The sequence below is a fragment of the Schumannella luteola genome (assembly GCF_013408685.1).
In the GTDB taxonomy this organism is placed as follows: domain Bacteria; phylum Actinomycetota; class Actinomycetes; order Actinomycetales; family Microbacteriaceae; genus Schumannella; species Schumannella luteola.
In genome coordinates this window covers 3,611,330-3,632,136 of the sequence record NZ_JACBZY010000001.1, presented here as the reverse complement: position 1 = coordinate 3,632,136, position 20,807 = coordinate 3,611,330, and the positions used below count along the sequence as shown (strand labels likewise).

Annotated in this window: 13 protein-coding genes; all 13 read left to right on the top strand. The window is 69.1% G+C overall.

The window, feature by feature from the left end; genetic code table 11:
* Positions 1-59 precede the first annotated feature (59 nt).
* Positions 60-1,292, top strand: coding sequence for a sensor histidine kinase (locus tag BJ979_RS18225; RefSeq protein ID WP_179569641.1), 1,233 nt, complete (start codon positions 60-62; stop codon positions 1,290-1,292).
* A gap of 104 nt (positions 1,293-1,396) precedes the next feature.
* Complete coding sequence (locus tag BJ979_RS16690) at positions 1,397-2,098, top strand: response regulator (RefSeq protein ID WP_179570499.1); 702 nt, start codon at positions 1,397-1,399, stop codon at positions 2,096-2,098.
* 417 nt (positions 2,099-2,515) lie between these two features.
* Positions 2,516-6,010 carry a DNA-directed RNA polymerase subunit beta gene (rpoB, locus tag BJ979_RS16685; RefSeq protein ID WP_179569639.1) on the top strand — a complete coding sequence of 1,165 codons (3,495 nt, stop codon included), beginning with the start codon at positions 2,516-2,518 and terminating at the stop codon, positions 6,008-6,010.
* Positions 6,011-6,057: 47 nt separating this feature from the next.
* Positions 6,058-9,942, top strand: coding sequence for a DNA-directed RNA polymerase subunit beta' (locus BJ979_RS16680; protein WP_179569637.1), 3,885 nt, complete (start codon positions 6,058-6,060; stop codon positions 9,940-9,942).
* Positions 9,943-10,203: 261 nt separating this feature from the next.
* Positions 10,204-10,659, top strand: coding sequence for a type II secretion system protein (locus BJ979_RS18000; protein WP_281360930.1), 456 nt, complete (start codon positions 10,204-10,206; stop codon positions 10,657-10,659).
* 114 nt (positions 10,660-10,773) lie between these two features.
* Entirely contained in the window at positions 10,774-12,180 is a 1,407-nt protein-coding gene (locus tag BJ979_RS16670) for an ECF transporter S component family protein (RefSeq protein ID WP_179569635.1), read from the top strand.
* Complete coding sequence (locus tag BJ979_RS16665; RefSeq protein WP_179569633.1) at positions 12,155-12,637, top strand: hypothetical protein; 483 nt, start codon at positions 12,155-12,157, stop codon at positions 12,635-12,637. Before BJ979_RS16670 ends, BJ979_RS16665 begins: the two co-directional genes overlap by 26 nt.
* Positions 12,638-12,821: 184 nt before the next feature.
* Positions 12,822-14,486 (top strand): GspE/PulE family protein, encoded by a 1,665-nt coding sequence (locus tag BJ979_RS16660; RefSeq protein WP_179569631.1) that lies wholly within the window; start codon positions 12,822-12,824, stop codon positions 14,484-14,486.
* A 23-nt stretch (positions 14,487-14,509) separates the two neighbouring features.
* On the top strand, positions 14,510-16,750 hold the full coding sequence (locus BJ979_RS17995; RefSeq protein ID WP_281360929.1) for a type IV pilus twitching motility protein PilT: 2,241 nt from the start codon (positions 14,510-14,512) through the stop codon (positions 16,748-16,750).
* On the top strand, positions 16,750-17,994 hold the full coding sequence (locus BJ979_RS16650; protein WP_179569629.1) for a type II secretion system F family protein: 1,245 nt from the start codon (positions 16,750-16,752) through the stop codon (positions 17,992-17,994). Before BJ979_RS17995 ends, BJ979_RS16650 begins: the two co-directional genes overlap by 1 nt.
* 161 nt (positions 17,995-18,155) lie before the next feature.
* Complete coding sequence (locus BJ979_RS18220) at positions 18,156-18,605, top strand: type IV pilin protein (RefSeq protein ID WP_425502499.1); 450 nt, start codon at positions 18,156-18,158, stop codon at positions 18,603-18,605.
* A 121-nt stretch (positions 18,606-18,726) separates the two neighbouring features.
* Entirely contained in the window at positions 18,727-20,112 is a 1,386-nt protein-coding gene (locus BJ979_RS16640; protein ID WP_179569627.1) for a carboxypeptidase-like regulatory domain-containing protein, read from the top strand.
* Positions 20,109-20,807, top strand: a complete 699-nt coding sequence (locus tag BJ979_RS16635) for a PulJ/GspJ family protein (RefSeq protein WP_179569625.1) — start codon at positions 20,109-20,111, stop codon at positions 20,805-20,807. Before BJ979_RS16640 ends, BJ979_RS16635 begins: the two co-directional genes overlap by 4 nt.

Genomic DNA, 20,807 nt, shown 5'->3' with positions numbered 1-20,807 from the left:
GGATGCGGCACCGCCGCGTGTGCGGCCCGCCCGTGCGGGGTCGGCGGCAGGATGGAGCCGTGACCTTCAGCTCGCGCGCCGCCGACGCGATCGCGCGCGCCGGTGCGCCGCGCGGCGGCGGGCGCAGCTGGCTGTTCAGCGTGATCTGGGGCGGGGTGTTCGCCTTCGGACTCGCCTCGATGTTCGCCACCACCCACCGGGCGCCGTGGGTCTGGCTCGCCTGCGCGCTGGGCATCATCGGGTGGATCGTGCGCACCCTGCTGCCCGACACGATGCCGCGGCGTCAGTTCGGGTTCGAGCTCGGGATGATCGTCGTCGGCGGCCTGGTCGCCTTCGAGGCGAACGTGCTCGGGGGAGTGCCGCTCGCGGTCGGGCTGGTGCTCGTGATCGGCCGGCTCGAGCGCCCGGTGCGCGTCGGCGTCGTCGCGTTCGTGGTGGCGGTCGCCGCGCTCGGCGCCGGACTGCTGCTCACCTCGTCCGAGAGCCGCGACCTCGGCGGCGTCATCGTCGGCTCGCTGGCGATGCTGGTCATCTCCGCGCTCGTCGGCGTCAGCCGGCGGCAGGTCAACGCGGCCGAGCTGCGGCTGCGCGAGCTCGCTGAGCAGCGGCGCCGCGCCGAGCGGCTCGACGATCACGCCCGCGTCGCCCGCGATCTGCACGATGTGCTCGCGCACGGGCTCGGCGCGCTGGTCGTGCAGCTGGATGCGGTCGATGCTCTGCTCGAATCCGGTCGCGTCGACGAGGCGGCCGCGCGCGTGCGGTCGTCCCGCACCCTCGCGGTCGACGGGCTCCGCGACGCGCGTCGGGCCGTGGATGCGCTGCGCTCCGACGAGACGGACGCGGCTCCGGTTCCGGCCGGCGACGCGACCGCGGCGCTCGCCGAGCTGATCGAGGCGCACCGCGCGCTCGGCGGCGAGGTGGATGCGCGACTCGCCGCCCCGCCGCGCGCGCTGCCGGCGCTGACCGCGACGGCGCTGCGCCGCATCCTGCAGGAGGCGCTGAGCAACGCACGCAAGCACGCCGCCGGGCAGCCGGTGACGGTCGAGCTGCGGCGGGTTCCGGGCGCGCGGCCGAGCATGGCGGCGGCGCCGGTCGCCGCCGCCGACCACGGCCGGCTCGTGCTCGAGGTGACGAATCCGCTCGGCGCCGCCGGCGCCGCGGCGACGACGGGCGGCGGCCACGGCCTCGCCGGGATGGAGGAGCGCGTGAGCGAGATCGAGGGCGCCGAGCTGCGCACCGGCGTCGAGGGTGCCGGCACGCGCTTCGTCGTGCGGGCGGAGGTGCCGGAGTGAGCGGCCAGGGCGCGGGCGCGACCGCAGGCCCGACCGCGACCGCAGGCCCGACCTCGGCCGAGGCGGCGCACGGCGCCGATGCGCCCGCCGGCGGCACGCCGCGCATCCGCGTGATCGTCGCCGACGACCAGGCGATCGTGCGCGACGGCATCGTGACGGTGCTCGGCCTCGAGCCCGACATCGAGATCGTCGGCGAGGCCGTCGACGGCGCGCAGGCGGTCGAGCTGGCGACCGCTCTCGCGCCCGACGTCGTGCTCATGGATCTTCGCATGCCCGTGCTCGACGGCGCCGCCGCGACGGAGCGCCTGCGCGAGGCGGCTCCGCAGACCGCCGTGCTCGTGCTCACGACCTACGCCGACGACGCCTCGATCATGGGCGCGCTGCGCGCCGGCGCCCGCGGCTACCTGACGAAGGATGCCGGCCGCGCCGAGATCGCCGCCGCCGTGCGCGCGGTGCGCAGCGGGCAGACGACGCTCGCCGCCGAGGTCGGCGCGCGCCTGATCGGCGGACTGGCCGCGGCGAGCGCGACCCCGGCAGCAGGCGCCGCCGCGGCCGCGGCTTCCGGTGACGCGGCGGAGCAGGCCTCGGCATCCGTCGATCCGCTCGCCGAGCTGCGGCGCCGCGAGCCCGAGCTGACCGCCCGCGAGGCCGAGGTCGCGCTGCTCATGGCCGAGGGGCTCGCCAACCCCGAGATCGCCGGCCGGCTCTTCGTCTCGACCGCGACGGTCAAGACCCACGTCAACGCGATCTTCGGCAAGCTGCTCGTCGCGACTCGCGCCCAGGCGATCGCCCGCCTGCGCCCCTGACCCGCCTCCGCCTCGCCCGCCCGTCCTCGAGGGTGGCCACAGATGCACGCGACACGCCGCCCGGGGCGTGCATTCGTGGCCACCCGTGGCGTCCACCGCGGAGCGGGCGTCGGGAATGCGGATGCGCCCCGCCCGGTTGCGCTCATCAGACCCCGCGACAGGTCTGCCGAAGCCCCGGAATTCCGGGGCCGGCTGGCCCTTATACGCCGATCCTCGAAACGAGTCAAGGAAAAGGTAGACGTGTCGCGCATTCCAGGGCTATGCTTGTCCCTTGCGCTCCCACTCTCCCATGCCGTCATATTTCGGTCGGCTGGTGCGCCCCGAAGATAGCGGCGGGGCCGGACCTGTTTCGGCGAGCTTTCTCTCACACGAACCGACAGACAACTGAGATCGACGGATCTCACGGAGGTTGTTTCCTTGGCTGCTGCGCGCTCCGCATCCAGTACGAATTCCCCCAAGAACGGCCGCGGAGCCTCGCGGCTCTCGTTCGCCAAGATCCAGGACACGCTGACCGTTCCTGATCTTCTCGCCCTTCAGACCGAGAGCTTCGACTGGCTCGTCGGCAACGACGCGTGGAAGTCCCGCGTCGCGAAGGCGCGCGAGGCTGGCGACGCCGGCGTTCCCGAGACCACGGGACTCGACGAGATCTTCGAGGAGATCTCCCCGATCGAGGACTTGGGCGAGACCATGCAGCTCAGCTTCTCGCACCCGGAGCTCGAGCCGCCGAAGTACTCCATCGAGGAGTGCAAGGAGAAGGGCAAGACCTACTCCGCGCCGCTGTACGTGAACGCCGAGTTCATGAACCACCTCACCGGCGAGATCAAGACCCAGACGGTCTTCATGGGCGACTTCCCGCTCATGACCGAGAAGGGCACCTTCGTCATCAACGGAACCGAGCGCGTCGTCGTGTCGCAGCTCGTCCGCTCGCCCGGCGTCAACTTCGAGCGCACCCCCGACAAGACGTCCGACAAGGACATCTACTCGGCCCGCGTCATCCCCTCGCGTGGTGCCTGGCTCGAGTTCGAGATCGACAAGCGCGACCAGGTCGGCGTCCGCATCGACCGCAAGCGCAAGCAGTCGGTCACCGTGTTCCTCAAGGCCCTGGGTCTGACCAGCGAGGACATCCTCGCCGCGTTCCCCGGCTACGAGTCGATCGCCTCGACCCTCGAGAAGGATGCCGTCCTCACCAAGGAGGAGGCGCTCAAGGACATCTACCGCAAGCTGCGCCCGGGCGAGCAGGTCGCCGCCGAGGCCGCGCGTGCGCTGCTCGACAACTACTACTTCAACCCGAAGCGCTACGACCTGGCGAAGGTCGGCCGTTACAAGATCAACCGCAAGCTCGGCCTCGAGGCCGACCTGCGCGACTCGGTCCTGTCGGTCGACGACATCCTCGCCACGATCAAGTACCTGGTCGCGCTGCACGCCGAGCAGACCACGATCGAGGGCACGCGCGACGGCAAGAAGGTCGACCTGCGTCTCGACGTCGATGACATCGACCACTTCGGCAACCGCCGCATCCGCGCGGTCGGCGAGCTCATCCAGAACCAGGTCCGCACCGGTCTGTCGCGCATGGAGCGGGTCGTCCGCGAGCGCATGACCACGCAGGACATCGAGGCGATCACGCCGCAGACCCTGATCAACGTGCGCCCCGTCGTCGCCGCGATCAAGGAGTTCTTCGGAACCTCGCAGCTGTCGCAGTTCATGGACCAGAACAACCCGCTCGCGGGTCTGACCCACAAGCGCCGCCTCTCGGCGCTCGGACCCGGTGGTCTGAGCCGCGAGCGCGCCGGCGTCGAGGTGCGCGACGTGCACCCCTCGCACTACGGCCGCATGTGCCCGATCGAGACCCCGGAAGGCCCGAACATCGGCCTGATCGGATCGCTCGCGTCCTTCGCGCGCATCAACTCCTTCGGCTTCATCGAGACCCCGTACCGCAAGGTCGTCAAGGGCAAGGTCACCGACCAGATCGACTACCTGACCGCGAGCGAGGAGGACGAGTTCCTCGTCGCCCAGGCCAACGCGCCGCTGACGAAGGACTTCCATTTCGCCGAGGACCGCGTCCTGGTGCGTCCCAAGGGCGGTGAGGTCGAGCTCGTCGAGCGCGACCGCGTCGACTACATGGACGTCTCGCCGCGCCAGATGGTGTCGGTCGCGACCTCGCTCATCCCGTTCCTCGAGCACGACGACGCGAACCGCGCCCTCATGGGCGCGAACATGCAGCGCCAGGCCGTGCCGCTGCTGCGCTCGGACTCGCCCGTCGTCGGAACCGGCATGGAGGGCTTCGCGGCCATCGACGCCGGTGACGTCATCACCGCCGAGAAGGCCGGTGTCGTCGCCGAGGTCTCGGCCGACGAGGTCACCATCCAGCTCGACGAGGGCGGCACGCAGAGCTACTTCCTGCGCAAGTTCGACCGCTCGAACCAGGGCACCAGCTACAACAACCGCGTGATCGTGGATGCGGGTGAGCGCGTCGAGGCCGGTCAGGTCATCGCCGACGGTCCCGCGACCGAGAACGGCGAGCTCGCGCTCGGCAAGAACCTGCTCGTCGCGTTCATGCCGTGGGAGGGCCACAACTTCGAGGACGCGATCATCCTCAGCCAGCGCCTGGTGTCGGAGGACGTGCTCTCGTCCATCCACATCGAGGAGTACGAGGTGGATGCGCGCGACACGAAGCTCGGCAAGGAGGAGATCACCCGTGACCTCCCCAACGTCAGCCCCGAGCTGCTCGCCGACCTCGACGAGCGCGGCATCATCCGCATCGGCGCCGAGGTGCGCCCCGGCGACATCCTCGTCGGCAAGGTCACGCCGAAGGGCGAGACCGAGCTGAGCGCCGAGGAGCGTCTGCTGCGCGCCATCTTCAACGAGAAGAGCCGCGAGGTGCGCGACACCTCGCTCAAGGTGCCTCACGGTGAAGAGGGCACGATCATCGGCGTCAAGGTCTTCGACGCGCAGGACGGCGACGACGAGCTCGGCTCGGGCGTCAACCAGCGCGTGGTCGTCTACATCGCCCAGAAGCGCAAGATCACCGCGGGTGACAAGCTCGCCGGCCGTCACGGCAACAAGGGCGTCATCTCGAAGATCCTGCCGGTCGAGGACATGCCGTTCCTCGCCGACGGAACCCCCGTCGACGTCGTGCTCAACCCGCTCGGCATCCCCGGCCGCATGAACTTCGGCCAGGTGCTCGAGCTGCACCTCGGCTGGATCGCCAAGCAGGGCTGGAAGGTCGAGGGCACTCCCGAGTGGGCCGCGCGCCTGCCCGAGGTCGCCCGCGAGGCCGCCCCGGACACCAAGGTCGCGACCCCGGTGTTCGACGGTGCGCTCGAGCAGGAGATCGAGGGTCTGCTCGACTCCACGCTGCCGACCCGCGACGGCGAGCGTCTCATCGACGGCACGGGCAAGACCCGTCTGTTCGACGGCCGCTCGGGTGAGCCGTTCCCCGACCCCGTGTCGGTGGGCTACATGTACATCCTGAAGCTGCACCACCTCGTGGACGACAAGATCCACGCGCGCAGCACCGGCCCGTACTCGATGATCACCCAGCAGCCGCTCGGTGGTAAGGCGCAGTTCGGTGGCCAGCGCTTCGGCGAGATGGAGGTGTGGGCCCTTGAGGCCTACGGCGCCGCGTACGCCCTCCAGGAGCTCCTGACGATCAAGTCCGACGACATCCTCGGCCGCGTGAAGGTCTACGAGGCGATCGTCAAGGGCGAGAACATCCAGGAGCCCGGCATCCCCGAGAGCTTCAAGGTCCTCATCAAGGAGATGCAGTCGCTCTGCCTGAATGTCGAGGTGCTCTCGGCCGACGGCAGCACGGTGAGCCTGCGCGACACGGACGACGAGGTCTTCCGTGCCGCCGAGGAGCTCGGCATCAACATCTCCAGCCGGTTCGAGTCGTCGTCCATCGACGACATCTGATCCGGGCCTCATCAGGATTCACAGAAGTCAGAAGAAGGAAGAAGTAAGTGCTCGAAGCCACTACTTTCGATGAGCTCCGGATCGGTCTCGCCACCAGCACGGACATCCGCGCCTGGTCGTACGGCGAGGTCAAGAAGCCGGAGACGATCAACTACCGCACCCTGAAGCCGGAGAAGGACGGTCTGTTCGGCGAGCAGATCTTCGGACCCAGCCGCGACTGGGAGTGCGCCTGCGGCAAGTACAAGCGCGTCCGCTTCAAGGGCATCGTGTGCGAGCGCTGCGGCGTCGAGGTCACCAAGTCCTCGGTGCGCCGCGAGCGCATGGGCCACATCGAGCTCGCCGCGCCGGTCACGCACATCTGGTACTTCAAGGGCGTGCCCAGCCGTCTCGGCTACCTGCTCGACATGGCGCCGAAGGACCTCGAGAAGGTCATCTACTTCGCCGCCTACATGGTGATCTCGGTCGACGAGGAGGGTCGTCACAACGACGCCCCGGGTCTCGAGAACGAGATCCGCCTCGAGATCAAGCAGCTCGAGCAGGCGCGCGACTCGCGCGTCGCCGCTCGTCTCGCGACCCTCGAGGAGGAGCTCGCCGGCCTCGAGGCCGAGGGCGCCAAGGCCGACCAGAAGCGCAAGGTCAAGGACGCCGCCGAGAAGGAGATGGCTCAGACCCGCAAGGGCGTCGACGAGCAGATCTCGCAGCTCGAGAACGTGTGGGAGGCCTTCCGCACGCTCAAGGTCGGCGACCTGAAGCCCGAGGACTCGGTGTTCCACGAGCTGCAGGACCGCTTCGGTCTCTACTTCGAGGCCCACATGGGCGCCGAGGCGATCCAGAAGCGCCTCGAGGCCTTCGACCTGGCCGCCGAGGCCGAGCTGCTCCGCGAGCAGATCGCCACCGGCAAGGGCCAGAAGAAGATCCGCGCGATCAAGCGCCTGCGCGTCGTGTCGTCGTTCCTGGCGACCGGCAACTCGCCGGCCGCGATGGTGCTCGACGTCGTCCCGGTCATCCCGCCGGAGCTGCGTCCGATGGTCCAGCTGGATGGCGGCCGCTTCGCGACCTCCGACCTCAACGACCTCTACCGCCGCGTGATCAACCGCAACAACCGCCTCCGTCGTCTGCTCGACCTCGGCGCGCCCGAGATCATCGTCAACAACGAGAAGCGCATGCTGCAGGAGGCCGTCGACGCGCTGTTCGACAACGGCCGCCGCGGTCGCCCCGTCACGGGTACCGGCAACCGCGCCCTGAAGTCCTTGAGCGACATGCTCAAGGGAAAGCAGGGTCGCTTCCGCCAGAACCTGCTCGGCAAGCGCGTCGACTACTCGGGCCGTTCGGTCATCATCGTCGGCCCGCAGCTGAAGCTGCACCAGTGCGGTCTGCCCAAGCAGATGGCGCTGGAGCTCTTCAAGCCCTTCGTGATCAAGCGCCTCATCGACCTGTCGCACGCGCAGAACATCAAGAGCGCCAAGCGCATGGTCGAGCGTTCGCGCCCGCAGGTGTGGGATGTGCTCGAGGAGATCATCCGCGAGCGCCCGGTTCTGCTGAACCGCGCGCCCACGCTGCACCGTCTCGGCATCCAGGCCTTCGAGCCCCAGCTCGTCGAGGGCAAGGCGATCCAGCTGCACCCGCTCGTCTGCGCCGCGTTCAACGCGGACTTCGACGGCGACCAGATGGCCGTCCACCTGCCGCTGTCGGTCGAGGCGCAGGCCGAGGCCCGCATCCTCATGCTGGCGTCGAACAACATCCTCAAGCCCTCGGATGGCCGCCCGGTCACCCTGCCCTCGCAGGACATGATCATCGGCCTCCACCACCTGACCACCCTCAAGGAGGGTGCTGTCGGTGAGGGCCGGGCCTTCTCGTCGGTCGCCGAGGCGATCCTCGCCAAGGACCAGGGTTCGCTCGACCTCAACGCCCAGGTGCGCATCCGCCTCGAGAACGTCTACCTCGGCGAGGCCGAGGCGGCCGAGCGCGAGGGCTTCGAGCAGGGTTCGACCGCGCTGGTGAAGACCACGCTGGGTCGCGCGCTGTTCAACGAGGCGCTGCCGACGGACTACCCGTTCGTCGAGGCCGTCGCCGACAAGGGCAAGATCTCGGCGATCGTCAACGACCTCGCCGAGCGCTACCCCAAGGTGGAGGTCGCCGCGACCCTCGACCGCATCAAGGACGCCGGTTTCCACTGGGCCACGCGCTCGGGTGTCACCGTCGCTCTCTCCGACATCATCACGCCCTCCGACAAGCCGGAGATCGTGGCGAAGCACGAGAAGCAGGCCGCCAAGGTGCAGGGCGAGTACGACAAGGGACTCATCGACGACGCCTCGCGTCGTAAGGAGCTCGTCGACATCTGGACGGAGGCCACCAACGAGGTCGCCGCCTCGATGCAGAAGTCGTACACGGCCGGCAACAACATCTTCCGGATGGTGTCGTCGGGTGCCCGTGGTAATTGGCTGCAGGTGCGCAACATCTCGGGTATCCGCGGTCTGGTGGCGAACCCGAAGGGTGAGACCATCCCGCGTCCGATCATCTCCTCGTACCGCGAGGGCCTGTCGGTGGCGGAGTACTTCATCGCGACCCACGGCGCCCGCAAGGGTCTGGCGGACACGGCCCTCCGTACCGCCGACTCGGGTTACCTGACCCGTCGTCTCGTCGACGTGTCGCAGGACGTCATCATCCGTGAGGACGACTGCGGCACCACGCGCGGCCTCGAGATCCGCATCGCGGACACGGTCGACGGCAAGCTCGTGCGCGACGAGAACGTCGAGAACTCGGTGTTCGCGCGCTCGCTGGCCGAGGCTGCGGTCGACGCCAAGGGCAACGTCGTCGGCGAGGCCGGCGACGACGTGGGCGACGTGCTCATCGACAAGCTCATCGCGGCCGGCATCGAGAGCATCAAGGTGCGCTCGGTTCTGACCTGCGAGGCGGCGGTCGGCGTCTGCGCGACCTGCTACGGCCGTTCGCTGGCCACCGGCAAGCTCGTCGACATCGGCGAGGCCGTCGGCATCATCGCGGCCCAGTCGATCGGCGAGCCCGGAACGCAGCTCACGATGCGCACCTTCCACCAGGGTGGAACCGCCGGTGCGGACGACATCACCCAGGGTCTGCCCCGTGTCACCGAGCTCTTCGAGGCCCGTACTCCGAAGGGCGCGAGCCCGATCGCGGAGGCCGCCGGTCGCATCGAGATCGAGGACACCGAGAAGCAGCGCCGCATCATCCTCACGCCCGACAACGGCGACGAGGTGCATGCCTACCCCGTGCTGAAGCGTGCGACGCTCCTCGTCGAGGACGGCCAGCGCGTCGAGCTCGGCCAGCAGTTCGTGGCCGGAAACCTCGACCCGAAGGAGGTGCTGCGCGTCAAGGGCGTCCGCGCCGTGCAGCAGCACCTGGTCGACGGCGTGCAGGGCGTGTACCGCTCGCAGGGTGTGCCGATCCACGACAAGCACATCGAGGTCATCGTGCGCCAGATGCTGCGCAAGGTCACCGTCGTCGAGCACGGCGACACCGACCTGCTGCCGGGTGAGCTCGTGGACCGCTCGCGGTACACGGAGATCAACCGCGGTGCCATCGTCGACGGCAAGAAGCCGGCGTCGGCCCGTCAGGAGGTCATGGGAATCACCAAGGCCTCGCTGGCGACCGAGTCGTGGCTGTCGGCCGCGTCGTTCCAGGAGACGACCCGTGTTCTGACGCAGGCCGCCATGGAGGGCAAGTCGGACCCGCTGGTCGGTCTCAAGGAGAACGTGATCATCGGAAAGCTGATCCCGGCCGGTACGGGCCTCGGCAAGTACCGCAACGTCACGGTCGAGGCCACCGAGGAGGCGAAGGCGGAGCGCTACCCGAACCGCATCTTCACCGACGACGCGGTGTTCTCGGAGTCGGACCTGAGCTTCGTCGACTTCGACAGCTTCAGCTCTGACGACTACTCGCCGGGCACCTACAGCTGATCGGATCAGCCAGCTGATCTCGTAGCTGAACGAACGGAAGCCCTCGCATCCTCGGATGCGGGGGCTTCCGTCGTATCCGGGGTCCGTTGCGCGACATCCGTCGACGATCCGGTGCACCCCGCTCGGGGGAGACCCGCACGGGGACTGCCGTGGTCGAGCACTGCTCGCCTACTCTGCGAGGACGGTCGCGAGACGGGACTCCCGCGATCCGGTTCGACAGGAGCGCGGATGGGGATCCGCGTTCCGTTTCAGGGGGAACACATGGGTGCAGTGCACCGTGCGCGGCTCGGGCTGCGCGACCGCACCGTCGGCGCGACCACGCGGGATGACGCCGGCTTCACGCTCATCGAGCTGCTCATCGTCGTCGTGATCATCGGCGTTCTCGCCGCGATCGCGATCCCGGTCTACATCGGCGCCCAGAACAGCGCGAAGGACGGCGGGGTCAAGACCGACCTCACGGCCGCGAAGTCGGCGGCGATCGCCTACTCGATCACGACGCAGGGGCAGTTCCCGTCGACGCTCGACACGAGCACGCTGCGCACCTTCGGCTACAGCGGCGTGAGTGTCGAGTACCCCTCCGGCAAGGCGCCGCAGTGGGCCGGGTCGACCAAGCCCGCCAGCAACGCCGCGAACTTCTGCATCTGGGCGACGAGCCCCACCGGCACGACCTTCTCGGTGACCGAGAAGGGCGGCGTGGCCTCCGGCGCCTGCAGCTGAGGCGAACACGGGCGATCGCCTCGCGTCGCGACGCATCCTCGCGCGCTCGGCCCGCCTCCCCGGAGCGGGGGAGGGCCGTCGCTAGCATGAGGTATCCCCCGTGAAGGAGGCGTCATGAGCGACGCAGCGTCCCCGCAGAACGGCGCCCGCCGGCCCGACGACGAGTCGTCGGAGCCGATCGTCGACGAGAGCTCCGCTCCGATCGCCGACGAGACCCCGGATCAGCCCGCCGACGAGACCGCCGCCGCGGAGCACGACGCGCCGTCGATCACCGAGCCCGCCACCACCTCGCTGGGCGATGTCGACGCGCAGCCGACCGTCGACGCCGACGCCGACACCGCCTCCGCATCGAGCGATGACGCCGAGGCGGATGCCGCCCATCGGGCCGCGCCGCAGTGGACTCAGGAGGCGCCGCGCATCGTCGCCGAGCCGGCCGAGGCCGAGGTCGCCCCGCCGACCGCCGCGGCCTCCGCTGAGCCGGTCGCCGCGCAGGAGACCACCGAGGCGCCGCGCCTGCAGCAGGCTGCCGTGCGCGACGATGCGCCGTCGCCCGAAGCGGCGCCCGTGCCCGCCGCTGCCGCGACGCCGCTCGCGGCGACCCCGCCGGCCGCCGACGCGCCCGAGCCCCCGCACCCCGCGGCGCCGCAGCTGATCGAGCCGGAGGAGCCGCCCGCGACCACCGCCATCCCCGTCGCCGAGCTGCTCGCCGACTCGCGTGATGCCGAGAGCACCGCGACGGCGCGATCCGCCGCGACGCGGCAGCCCGCCGCGGAGACGGTCGCCGCCCCGGTCGCCGCGTCGACCGCGCCCGCCGAGCCGATCATCCCCGTGCCGGTCGCCGAGCGCTCGCGCGCGTTCGACGAGCCGCTCGAGCCGACCACCGGTTCCACGACCTATCCGACCGGCGCGCAGCCGCTGCCGGCGGTCGATCACGAGGCCTTCTCGTCGTTCCTCGCGACCGACGACGTCGAGCCGCCGAAGGCGCAGCACAACCGGCTCTTCGGCGCCGGATTCGCGCTGCTGTCGTCGATCGTCTTCGGCGCCCTGTACGGCGGCATCGTGGCGGGCATCCTCGTGCTGCGCGAGCGCGCCGCCGACTGGCTGCCCACCTTCCTCGACTTCGTCACCGGCCAGACCTTCGTGATCCCGGTCGTCGCCTACGCCGTGCTCGCGCTGATCTTCGCGTTGCTGCTCAACCGGGCGCACTGGTTCGCTCACGTCGTGACGAGTCTCGTGCTCGGCGCGCTGGTCTACGCCGCGGCGATCGTGACGACGCTGCTGCTCGCCGGCGTCACGAGCCTCGACTCGGCGGCGTCGCGCAACCTGCTGGTCGAGCAGATCGAGAACCCCTGGTTCATCGTCGCCGGACTCGCGGCGCGCGAGACGGCGATGTGGTTCGGCTTCATCGCGGCCGCGCGCGGGCGCAAGGTCGTGGCGCGCAACCGCGAGGCGCGCGAGCGATTCGATCGCGACCAGGCCGAGAAGAAGGCGCAGCGTGAGCGGGGATACGTCGCCGTCTGATCCGGCGCCGTCCGACCGCGACTCCGGCGGGCGTCCATCCGGGACCGGGGGAGCGGGGTCGCCCGCCCCGCGACCCGAGTACCTCGTCGCGCTGTTCACCACGGTGCTGTGGGCCGCGGCGCAGTTCGCGGTGGGTGGGATGATCGCCCTCATCGCCGACCGCGACCCGGTGCCGGCCGGGGTGAGCCTGTTCGCGGTGCCGATCGCCACGCTGCTCGCCGGCGTCGCGCTCTGGTTCGTGACGGCGCGCTCCGCGATCGCGCGGAGTCCCTGGGGATCGGCGCTCGTCGCCGCCGCGGTCGTCTATCTGGTCTTCGTCGTCGCGGGCGGGCTCGCCAGTCTGCGGCTGCTGTTCGTGCAGGCGCAGAGCCCGTTCGTGCTCGTCGCCAGCGCGCTCGCGGCGGTCACCGTGCTGGCGACCTGGTTCGGCATCCGCGCCTACCGCCGCCCGCGCTGACACCAGACCGCTGACACCCACCCGAGGGGCGTGCCCCTATTACCCCCACAAGGCGGGTATGGGCTGTCACGACACGCGGCCCTACTGTCGTGTCAGCAGGCGGGACTCCCCGAGGTCGCGCCTGGGTTACCGGATGCCGGCGGGGGGTCGGCATTCGGCAGGTTCCGTCATCTGAGGGGGTGACATGACCTCCCTTGCCGAGATTCTCATCATCCGCGGCCTCATGCCGATCACCAGCATCGATGCGGTGTATCAGCCGGACTACGACGAGGCCGCCGTCGTCAATCGTCTTCTCGAGGAGGGCGTTCTCACGCCCGCCTCCCTCGCCTCGGCGCGCGCAGCCCAGATGGGCCTCGCCTTCGTCGAGCTTCTCGACTACCCGGTCGAGCAGGCCGCCGTCGCACTCGTGCCGGCCGCCGTCTGCCGCCGCTACGAGGTGCTGCCGCTCTCGGTGCAGGGCGACCAGCTGACGCTCGCCATGGCCGACCCGGGCAACGTGCTCGCGCTCGACGACGTGCGCGCCGCCGCTCGTCTGCGCGTCAAGGCCGTCGTCGCCGAGCGCGGCGACCTGATGACGGCGATCGACAAGTTCCACCGCGCCGACGGCGAGCTGAGCGAGCTGCAGGGCCTCATCCAGGAGGAGAGCGACGCGTCGACGGATGTCGCCGTCGCCGACGCCTTCGAAGACGACGCGCCGATCGTGCGCTTCGTGAACCTGCTGATCAGCCAGGGCATCCAGGACCACGCCTCCGACATCCACATCGAGCCCGGTGAGATGGAGCTGACGGTGCGCTACCGCATCGACGGCGTGCTCCACATCATGCAGAAGGCGCCCAAGAACATCCAGAACGGCGTGATCTCGCGCCTCAAGATCATGAGCGACATCGACATCGCCGAGCGGCGCAAGCCGCAGGACGGCCGCCTGTCGGTGCGTCACGGCGGTCGTCAGATCGACCTGCGCGTCGCGACCCTGCCTACGGTGTGGGGCGAGAAGGTCGTCATGCGAATCCTCGACAACTCGAACACGAGCGTGTCGATGGACCAGCTGCAGCTGACCCCGCGCAACGCGGAGATCTACCGCAACAGCTACACCAAGCCCTACGGCATGATCCTCGTCACCGGCCCGACCGGCTCGGGCAAGTCGACGACGCTCTACACGACGCTCAACGCGGTCGTGCGTCCCGAGATCAACGTGATCACGGTCGAGGACCCGGTCGAGTACCGCATGCCGGGCATCAACCAGGTGCAGGTCAACGTCAAGGCGGGCCTCACCTTCGCGAGCGCGCTGCGGTCGATCCTGCGATCCGACCCCGATGTGGTGCTGATCGGTGAGATCCGCGACCACGAGACGGCGCAGATCGCGATCGAGGCGTCGCTCACGGGTCACCTCGTGCTGTCGACGCTGCACACGAACGACGCGCCGAGCGCGATCACCCGTCTGACCGAGATGGGCATCGAGCCCTTCCTCGTCGGATCGGCGCTCGACTCGGTCGTCGCTCAGCGTCTGGCGCGCCGGCTCTGCGAGCGCTGTCGCCAGCCGTACGCGCACGATCCGGAAGACCTGCACCGACTGGGCTTCACCACCGACCCGACGCAGCCCGCGCCGGAGCTGTGGATGCCGGTCGGCTGCTCGACCTGCAGCAACACCGGCTATCGGGGCCGTCTGGCGCTGCACGAGATCATGTCGGTCAGCGAGGACATCGAGCGCATGGCCGTGTCCCGCGCCTCGAGCGCCGAGATCAGCAAGATCGCGATCAGCCAGGGTATGAGCACCCTGCGCATGGACGGATGGCAGAAGGCCCAGGCGGGCCTGACGTCGATCGAAGAGATTCTCCGCGTCGTCGCCTGACGATTCGGATCTGGGGGGAAATCATGGAAAAGCCTGTCTACGACATCCCATTGTCAGACGTGGGCGGCGGCGTGCCGTTCTCGACTCCGCCGGTGCCGCCGGCGGACAAGAACCTGTTCACGTCGCCTCCGCCGACCATGACCCCCGATGGAGACCCCGTCTCGGGCGCAGCGCAGGGCACCCCCTCCGCCGCGTTCGCCTCCCCTCCGGGAAGCGCCGCGCCGCCCGCGCCTGCGCCCGAGACGGTTTTCCCGCCGCCGATGCCCGCCGCGGGCGCGACGCCGGGCAGCTTCCCGGCGCCCGCCGCCGGTGCGGCCTTCGACTTCGAGGCGGCCCCGCCGCCCGCCGGTCGTGTCTTCGACCTGGTGGATGCGCCGGCGCCGAGCGTGCCGGCCACCGACGCCCCGGCGCCGGTCTTCGACCTCTCGGACGTCGCTGCCCCGGCGTCCGAGAGCCCCTTCGACGCGCCCGCGCCCTCCTCGGCGCCGGTGCTCGACCTGGATGCTCCCGACTTCGGCGGCGCCGACTTCTCCTTCGAGTCCTTCGCTGCTCCGGCTCCGGCCGCTGCCGCGTCGCACTCGGTCGATGACGTCGCGCCGGCCGCTGCTCCGCTCGACCTGGATGCGGCGTTCTTCGCGTCGGCCTCCGCTCCTTCTGCTCCGACCGCGCCCGAGGCGGCCGGATCGGTGCTCGACCTGGATGCGCCCGCCGAGGCCGCCCCGGCTGTCGATGACAGCGCGATCGACCTCGGCGCGCCCGAGTCGCTCGCTCCCACGGCGCCGGCGATCGATCTGGATGCGGTGCTCAGGGCCCCGGCTCCGGCCGAATCGGCCTTCGCTCCCGCTGCCGCGGCAGAGGCTCCCGCCTTCGCCGAGCCAACGCCGACCGCCGTCGTCGACGCGCCCGCTCCGGATGCGTTCTCGGCGATCTCCTTCGACGACGTCGCGGAGCCGGCCACGGTCGCCTATGACTTCCCGACCGCTCCGGTCGACACCGCCGAGGCGCCCGCGCCGACGCAGCTGCTCGACACGGTCGCCGTCGCGGACTCGCCCGCCGACGTCGCGCCGAGCGCGGCCGAGATCGACGAGATCGCGGCCCTCAACCCGGGCGCCGGCACGCCGGACGCGCAGCTGATCGCCGCGCTGCAGCAGGTGCTGCTCAGCGGGGCCTCCGACCTCCACGTCGCCTCGGGCGCCGCGCCGATGCTCCGCGTCGACGGCGGCCTCAGCCCGATCCCCGGCTACGACGTCTGGGATCGCGCCGAGGTGCGCGACCGCCTCTACTCGCTGCTCAGCGAGGACTACCAGAAGAAGTTCGAGGAGGTGCTCGAGCTCGACTTCGCCTACACGCTGTCGGCCAACGCCCGCTTCCGCGTGAACTTCTACCAGGACCGCGGCTCGATGGGCGCGGCCTTCCGCATCATCCCGACGCACATCAAGACCCTGCGCGAGCTCGGCATCGGCGAGGAGGTCGGCTCGTTCTCGACCCTGCCCCGCGGTCTGGTGCTCGTCACGGGCCCCACCGGCTCGGGCAAGTCGACGACGCTCGCCGCCATGATCGACCTGGTCAACGAGACCCGCCGCGATCACGTCGTGACGGTCGAGGACCCGATCGAGTTCATGCACAAGAACAAGAAGTCGCTGATCAACCAGCGCGAGGTCGGCCGCGACACCCACAGCTTCGGCAACGCGCTGAAGCACGTGCTGCGCCAGGACCCCGACGTCATCCTCATCGGCGAGCTGCGCGACCTCGAGACCATCTCGATCGCGCTGACCGCCGCCGAGACCGGCCACCTCGTGTTCGCGACCCTGCACACGCAGAGCGCGCCGACCACGATCGACCGCGTCATCGACGTCTTCCCGCCGCACCAGCAGGACCAGGTGCGCACCCAGCTGGCCGCGACCCTGCAGGGCGTCGTCTGCCAGACGCTGGTGAAGAAGGCCGGGGGATCGGGCCGTGCGGTCGCGACCGAGGTCATGTTCACCACGCCCGCCATCTCGAACCTCGTCCGCGAGGGCAAGACGTACCAGATCACCTCGGTGCTGCAGTCCGGCGCCTCGCAGGGCATGCACACGATGGACCAGGCGCTCGCGCAGCTGGTCAACGACGGAACCATCACGCGCTCCGTCGCGATGGAGAAGTCGCAGGACCCGGAGACGCTCGAGCGCCTCATCACCCGCGTCGACATGAACGCGGTCGGGACTGAGGGCGGCTTCGTGTCGCTCGACTTCACCGACTACGGAGACCAGAAGGGACGCCACTGATGGCCGCGACCGCGATCGCCGCTCGCAACTTCGACTACAAGAGCCGTAACTCGACCGGCAAGCTGGTCAGCGGCCGACTCGAGGCCTCGAGCGAGGGCGCTGTCGTCGACAAGCTCCGTTCGATGGGCCTGGCGCCGGTCGAGATCCGCGAGTCGACCGGCGGGACCGGGCTCGCGAGGGAGATCTCCCTCGGCAGCTTCTCCAAGGGCGTCGACCTCAAGGCACTCGCCGTCTTCAGCCGGCAGATGGCGACTATGGTGTCGGCCGGCCTATCCCTGCTCAAGACCCTCAACATCCTCGCCGAGCAGACCGAGAACAAGAAGCTCAAGAGCGTACTGGGGGCGGTGACGCGCGACGTCGAGTCCGGGGCCTCGCTCTCGGATGCGCTGGCGAAGCACTCAGTGGAGTTCCCGCCGATCATGGTCAACATGGTGCGGGCGGGTGAGACCGGCGGATTCCTTGAGGACGCGCTCGCCACCATCGCCGAGAACTTCGAAAAAGAATCGAAGCTCAAGGCGACGATCAAGTCGGCGATGACCTATCCCGTGATGGTGCTCGGCATCGCCGTTCTCGCCGTGATCGTCATGCTGATCTTCATCGTCCCGATCTTCCAGAAGATGTTTTCTAGCGCAGGGAAGGATCTCCCAGCGCCGACAATGATTCTCGTCGGTCTCTCGCAGAACATGTGGTGGATTGTTCCCGCGATCCTGGTGGTGACGATCGGTGGATCGGTCTGGTGGCGCACGAACAAGAATCGCGAGGAAGTCAGGCAGCGCTTCGACCCGATCATGCTGAAGCTTCCGGTCTTCGGTCAGCTGAACGGCAAGATCGCGATCGCGCGCTTCTCGCGAAACCTGTCGAACATGATCGGCGCGGGCGTGCCGATCCTGCAGGCTCTGGTTATCGTCGGCGAGACCTCCGGCAACTGGGTGGTTGAGAACGCCGCGAAGAAGGTCGCCGACTCGGTCCGCCAGGGCAAGTCGATCGCCGGCCCGTTGGCCGAGGAGTCGGTGTTCCCGTCGATGGTCGTGCAGATGGTCGCCGTCGGCGAGGATTCCGGCGCCTTGGAGACGATGCTGAGCAAGGTCGCGGACTTTTACGACATGGAGGTCGAGGCGACCACGAAGGCCCTGACGAGCCTTATCGAGCCGCTTCTGATCGCGTTCCTCGGCGTCGTGATCGGAGGGATGATCGTGGCGCTTTACATGCCGATCTTCAACATGATCCAGGTCGTGCAGCAGTAGCCGGATCGCCTGCCCCCGGACTGGGGACGCGGATGGCGAAGATTACCCCCATCCGCGGGATTCCGGGCCGGCAGACACGCCAATAACTTCATACATGTCGGGTCAGCCCGTTTGGGGGGACGGCTCGCAAATCCAAATCAGACGAAGAAACGGATAAGAAAATGACCCGCATCCAGGACATCCTGGCGGCCCGTATGGACCGCGTGAAGAACGGCGACAAGGGCTTCACGCTCATCGAGCTGCTCGTCGTCGTGATCATCATCGGCATCCTCGCCGCGATCGCGATCCCCGTCTACATCGGCGTTCAGAACAACGCGAAGGACTCGGCCGTCAAGTCGGACCTCGGCAACGCCAAGACCGCTGTTGTGGCCAAGTACACCCAGGACGGCAACTACCCGACCGCGCTCACCGGACTCGAGGGCCAGGGCTACACCCAGTCGGACGCGTCGAACTACAAGAGCGCGACGGCCGGCGACCTGCCCGCGATCACGGTCGTGGCTTCGAACGGCGGCTTCTGCATCACTGCTGTCAGCGCTTCGGGCACGCGGTTCGCCGTCTCCGACAAGAAGGCGATCGCGACCGGCACCTGCAACGCCGGCGTCATGAGCTAAGACTCAACGCGCGCCCGCCAGGGCGACGTGCCGGTGCCGGGGACCTAGTCCCCGGCACCGGTGCATGACCGCAGCCGCGGCTTCAGTACACCTGTCCATGATCGAACCGCGGGGGGCGGAAATGATCTGGCTCCGAAACGCACGGCTCCGCGCACAGCGCGTCGCGGCCCGCGTCGCCGCCGACGACACCGGCCTCGGCATCGTCGAGGTGGTCGTCGCGATGGTGATCTTCGCGCTCATCGCCGTCGGCGTGGCGCAGGGCCTCGTGATCTCTTCGAAGATCGCCGGCGACGCGCAGAGCCGCGCCGTCGCGCTCAACCTGAACTCGGCGCAGCTCGACTACGTCCGCACTCAGTCGCCCTACTCGGTGCAGTCCAGCTCGAAGACCTCGCCGTCGTCGACCATGCAGATCGACGGCATCACCTACACGACGTTCCAGACGGTCGCGTGGACCGACACCTCCGGGGCCGACCGCAGCTGCGGCGCCGTCGACAGCAGCTTCCAGCTTCTCCGCGTGCGCGTCGAGACCATCTGGTCGACGCAGCTGCAGACCACGCCGGCCGCGACCTCGGATGCGCTCATCAGCGCCGACAACACGATCAAGGACCCGGGTAACGGCACGATCTTCATCAAGGTCACCAAGTCCGACGGATCCGGCTACGCGAACCTCCAGCTCTCGGCGAAGAGCACCGGGGGCATCGCCCTGACGGTGCCCAAGACCAACACCGACGGCTGCGCCTTCATCACCGGCGTCGCCCCGGGCAGCTACACGGTCACCGCCGATGTCACGGGCAACGTCGACCGGAAGCACCAGAAGACCTCGGTGTCGCAGGTCCTCAACGTCACCGCCGGCTCGGCCGTCCCCGTCTCGTTCGACTACGACGTCGACACCTCGGTCAACACGAGCTACCCGACGGGTCAGAGCAACGTCATCTACCCGACCGACCTTGTGACGACCTGGTTCACCTCGGCCGACATCCCTCCGTACTACACGGTCAGCGGCACGCCTTCGCGCGTGGATCTCTTTCCCGCGGCGAAGGTCGGCTACACCGCCATCGCGGGCGCGTTCGCTCCCGCTCAGGGCGCAGCCACGACCTGTCTGTCGCCCGACCCGGGCAACTGGGACGCCGGCTCCGCGGGAGGCAAGAACCTCCTCGACGGCGTGCGTCAGGACCCGGTGACCGCCCTTCCGAACACCTCCCCGAGCTACGGCGTTCCGATGGGTGTCGTGCAGGCGACCGGTCTTCCGAGCAACGGCACGTACACGGTCGTCGCGACCAGCGCCGCCGCCGGGCCGGGAGACCCGGGCTGCGCGACCGGGCAGAAGTACACCTTCACGGTCAAGAACAACAACTCTCCCAAGCTCGCGCTGCCCTACGGCACGTGGTCTCTCAGCTACGGCGGGCTCCTCGGCCTGAGCTTCCCGCTCTCGGCTCAGGCGCTCACGAACGCCTACTCGACCAGCCCGGCTGGCACGGCGACCCTCGACCCGCGGAGCGCATCGTGATCGGCGCGATCAAGCGGCGCCTGCAGCACGGCGCCGGCGGCGAAGCAGGTATCTCGCTGATCGAGATGATCGTCGGAATGGCGCTCACCGCTCTGGTTTTGTCGCTGGTCGGCACGATGCTCGTCCAGGTAGGGAAGGTGACGACGCTGACGAACGACCGCAGTCGCAGCACCGCGGAGGCGCAGAACGTCCTCGATGCGATGAGCACGGACATTCGTGCCGGCGTCAACATCCCGGGCAATTCGCCGATCACCTGGGCTGTGCGGCCCGGAAGCGAAGCGACGGTCACGGGCGAGAAGATCCGCCTGATCACCTACAGTGACGTCGCCCGTCCGAATCCGATCGGCATGCCCCTGCAGGTCGCCTACTCACTCGAGAACGGGACGATCGTCCGCAACGCCTGGACTGTGCCGTCATCCTCGGCGTCGTACCCGCTCTCGACCGCACCGTCGAACAAACGCAACCTGGGCTCGCGGGTCACTGCTTTCAGCCTGAACTACATCCAGGGGACCTGCCCGGCACCGGCGTCGAGCCCGTGCACGGTATCGACCGTGACGACGACCAACGTCGGTCTCATCATCGGCGTCAACATCTCGTTGACAGCCCAGGCAGCCGGCTCGACGGTTCCGGTCTCGATGTCCACGACCGTCTATCTGCCCAATGCGGGCTCGACTCAGAAGTACGCAGGGAGCTGA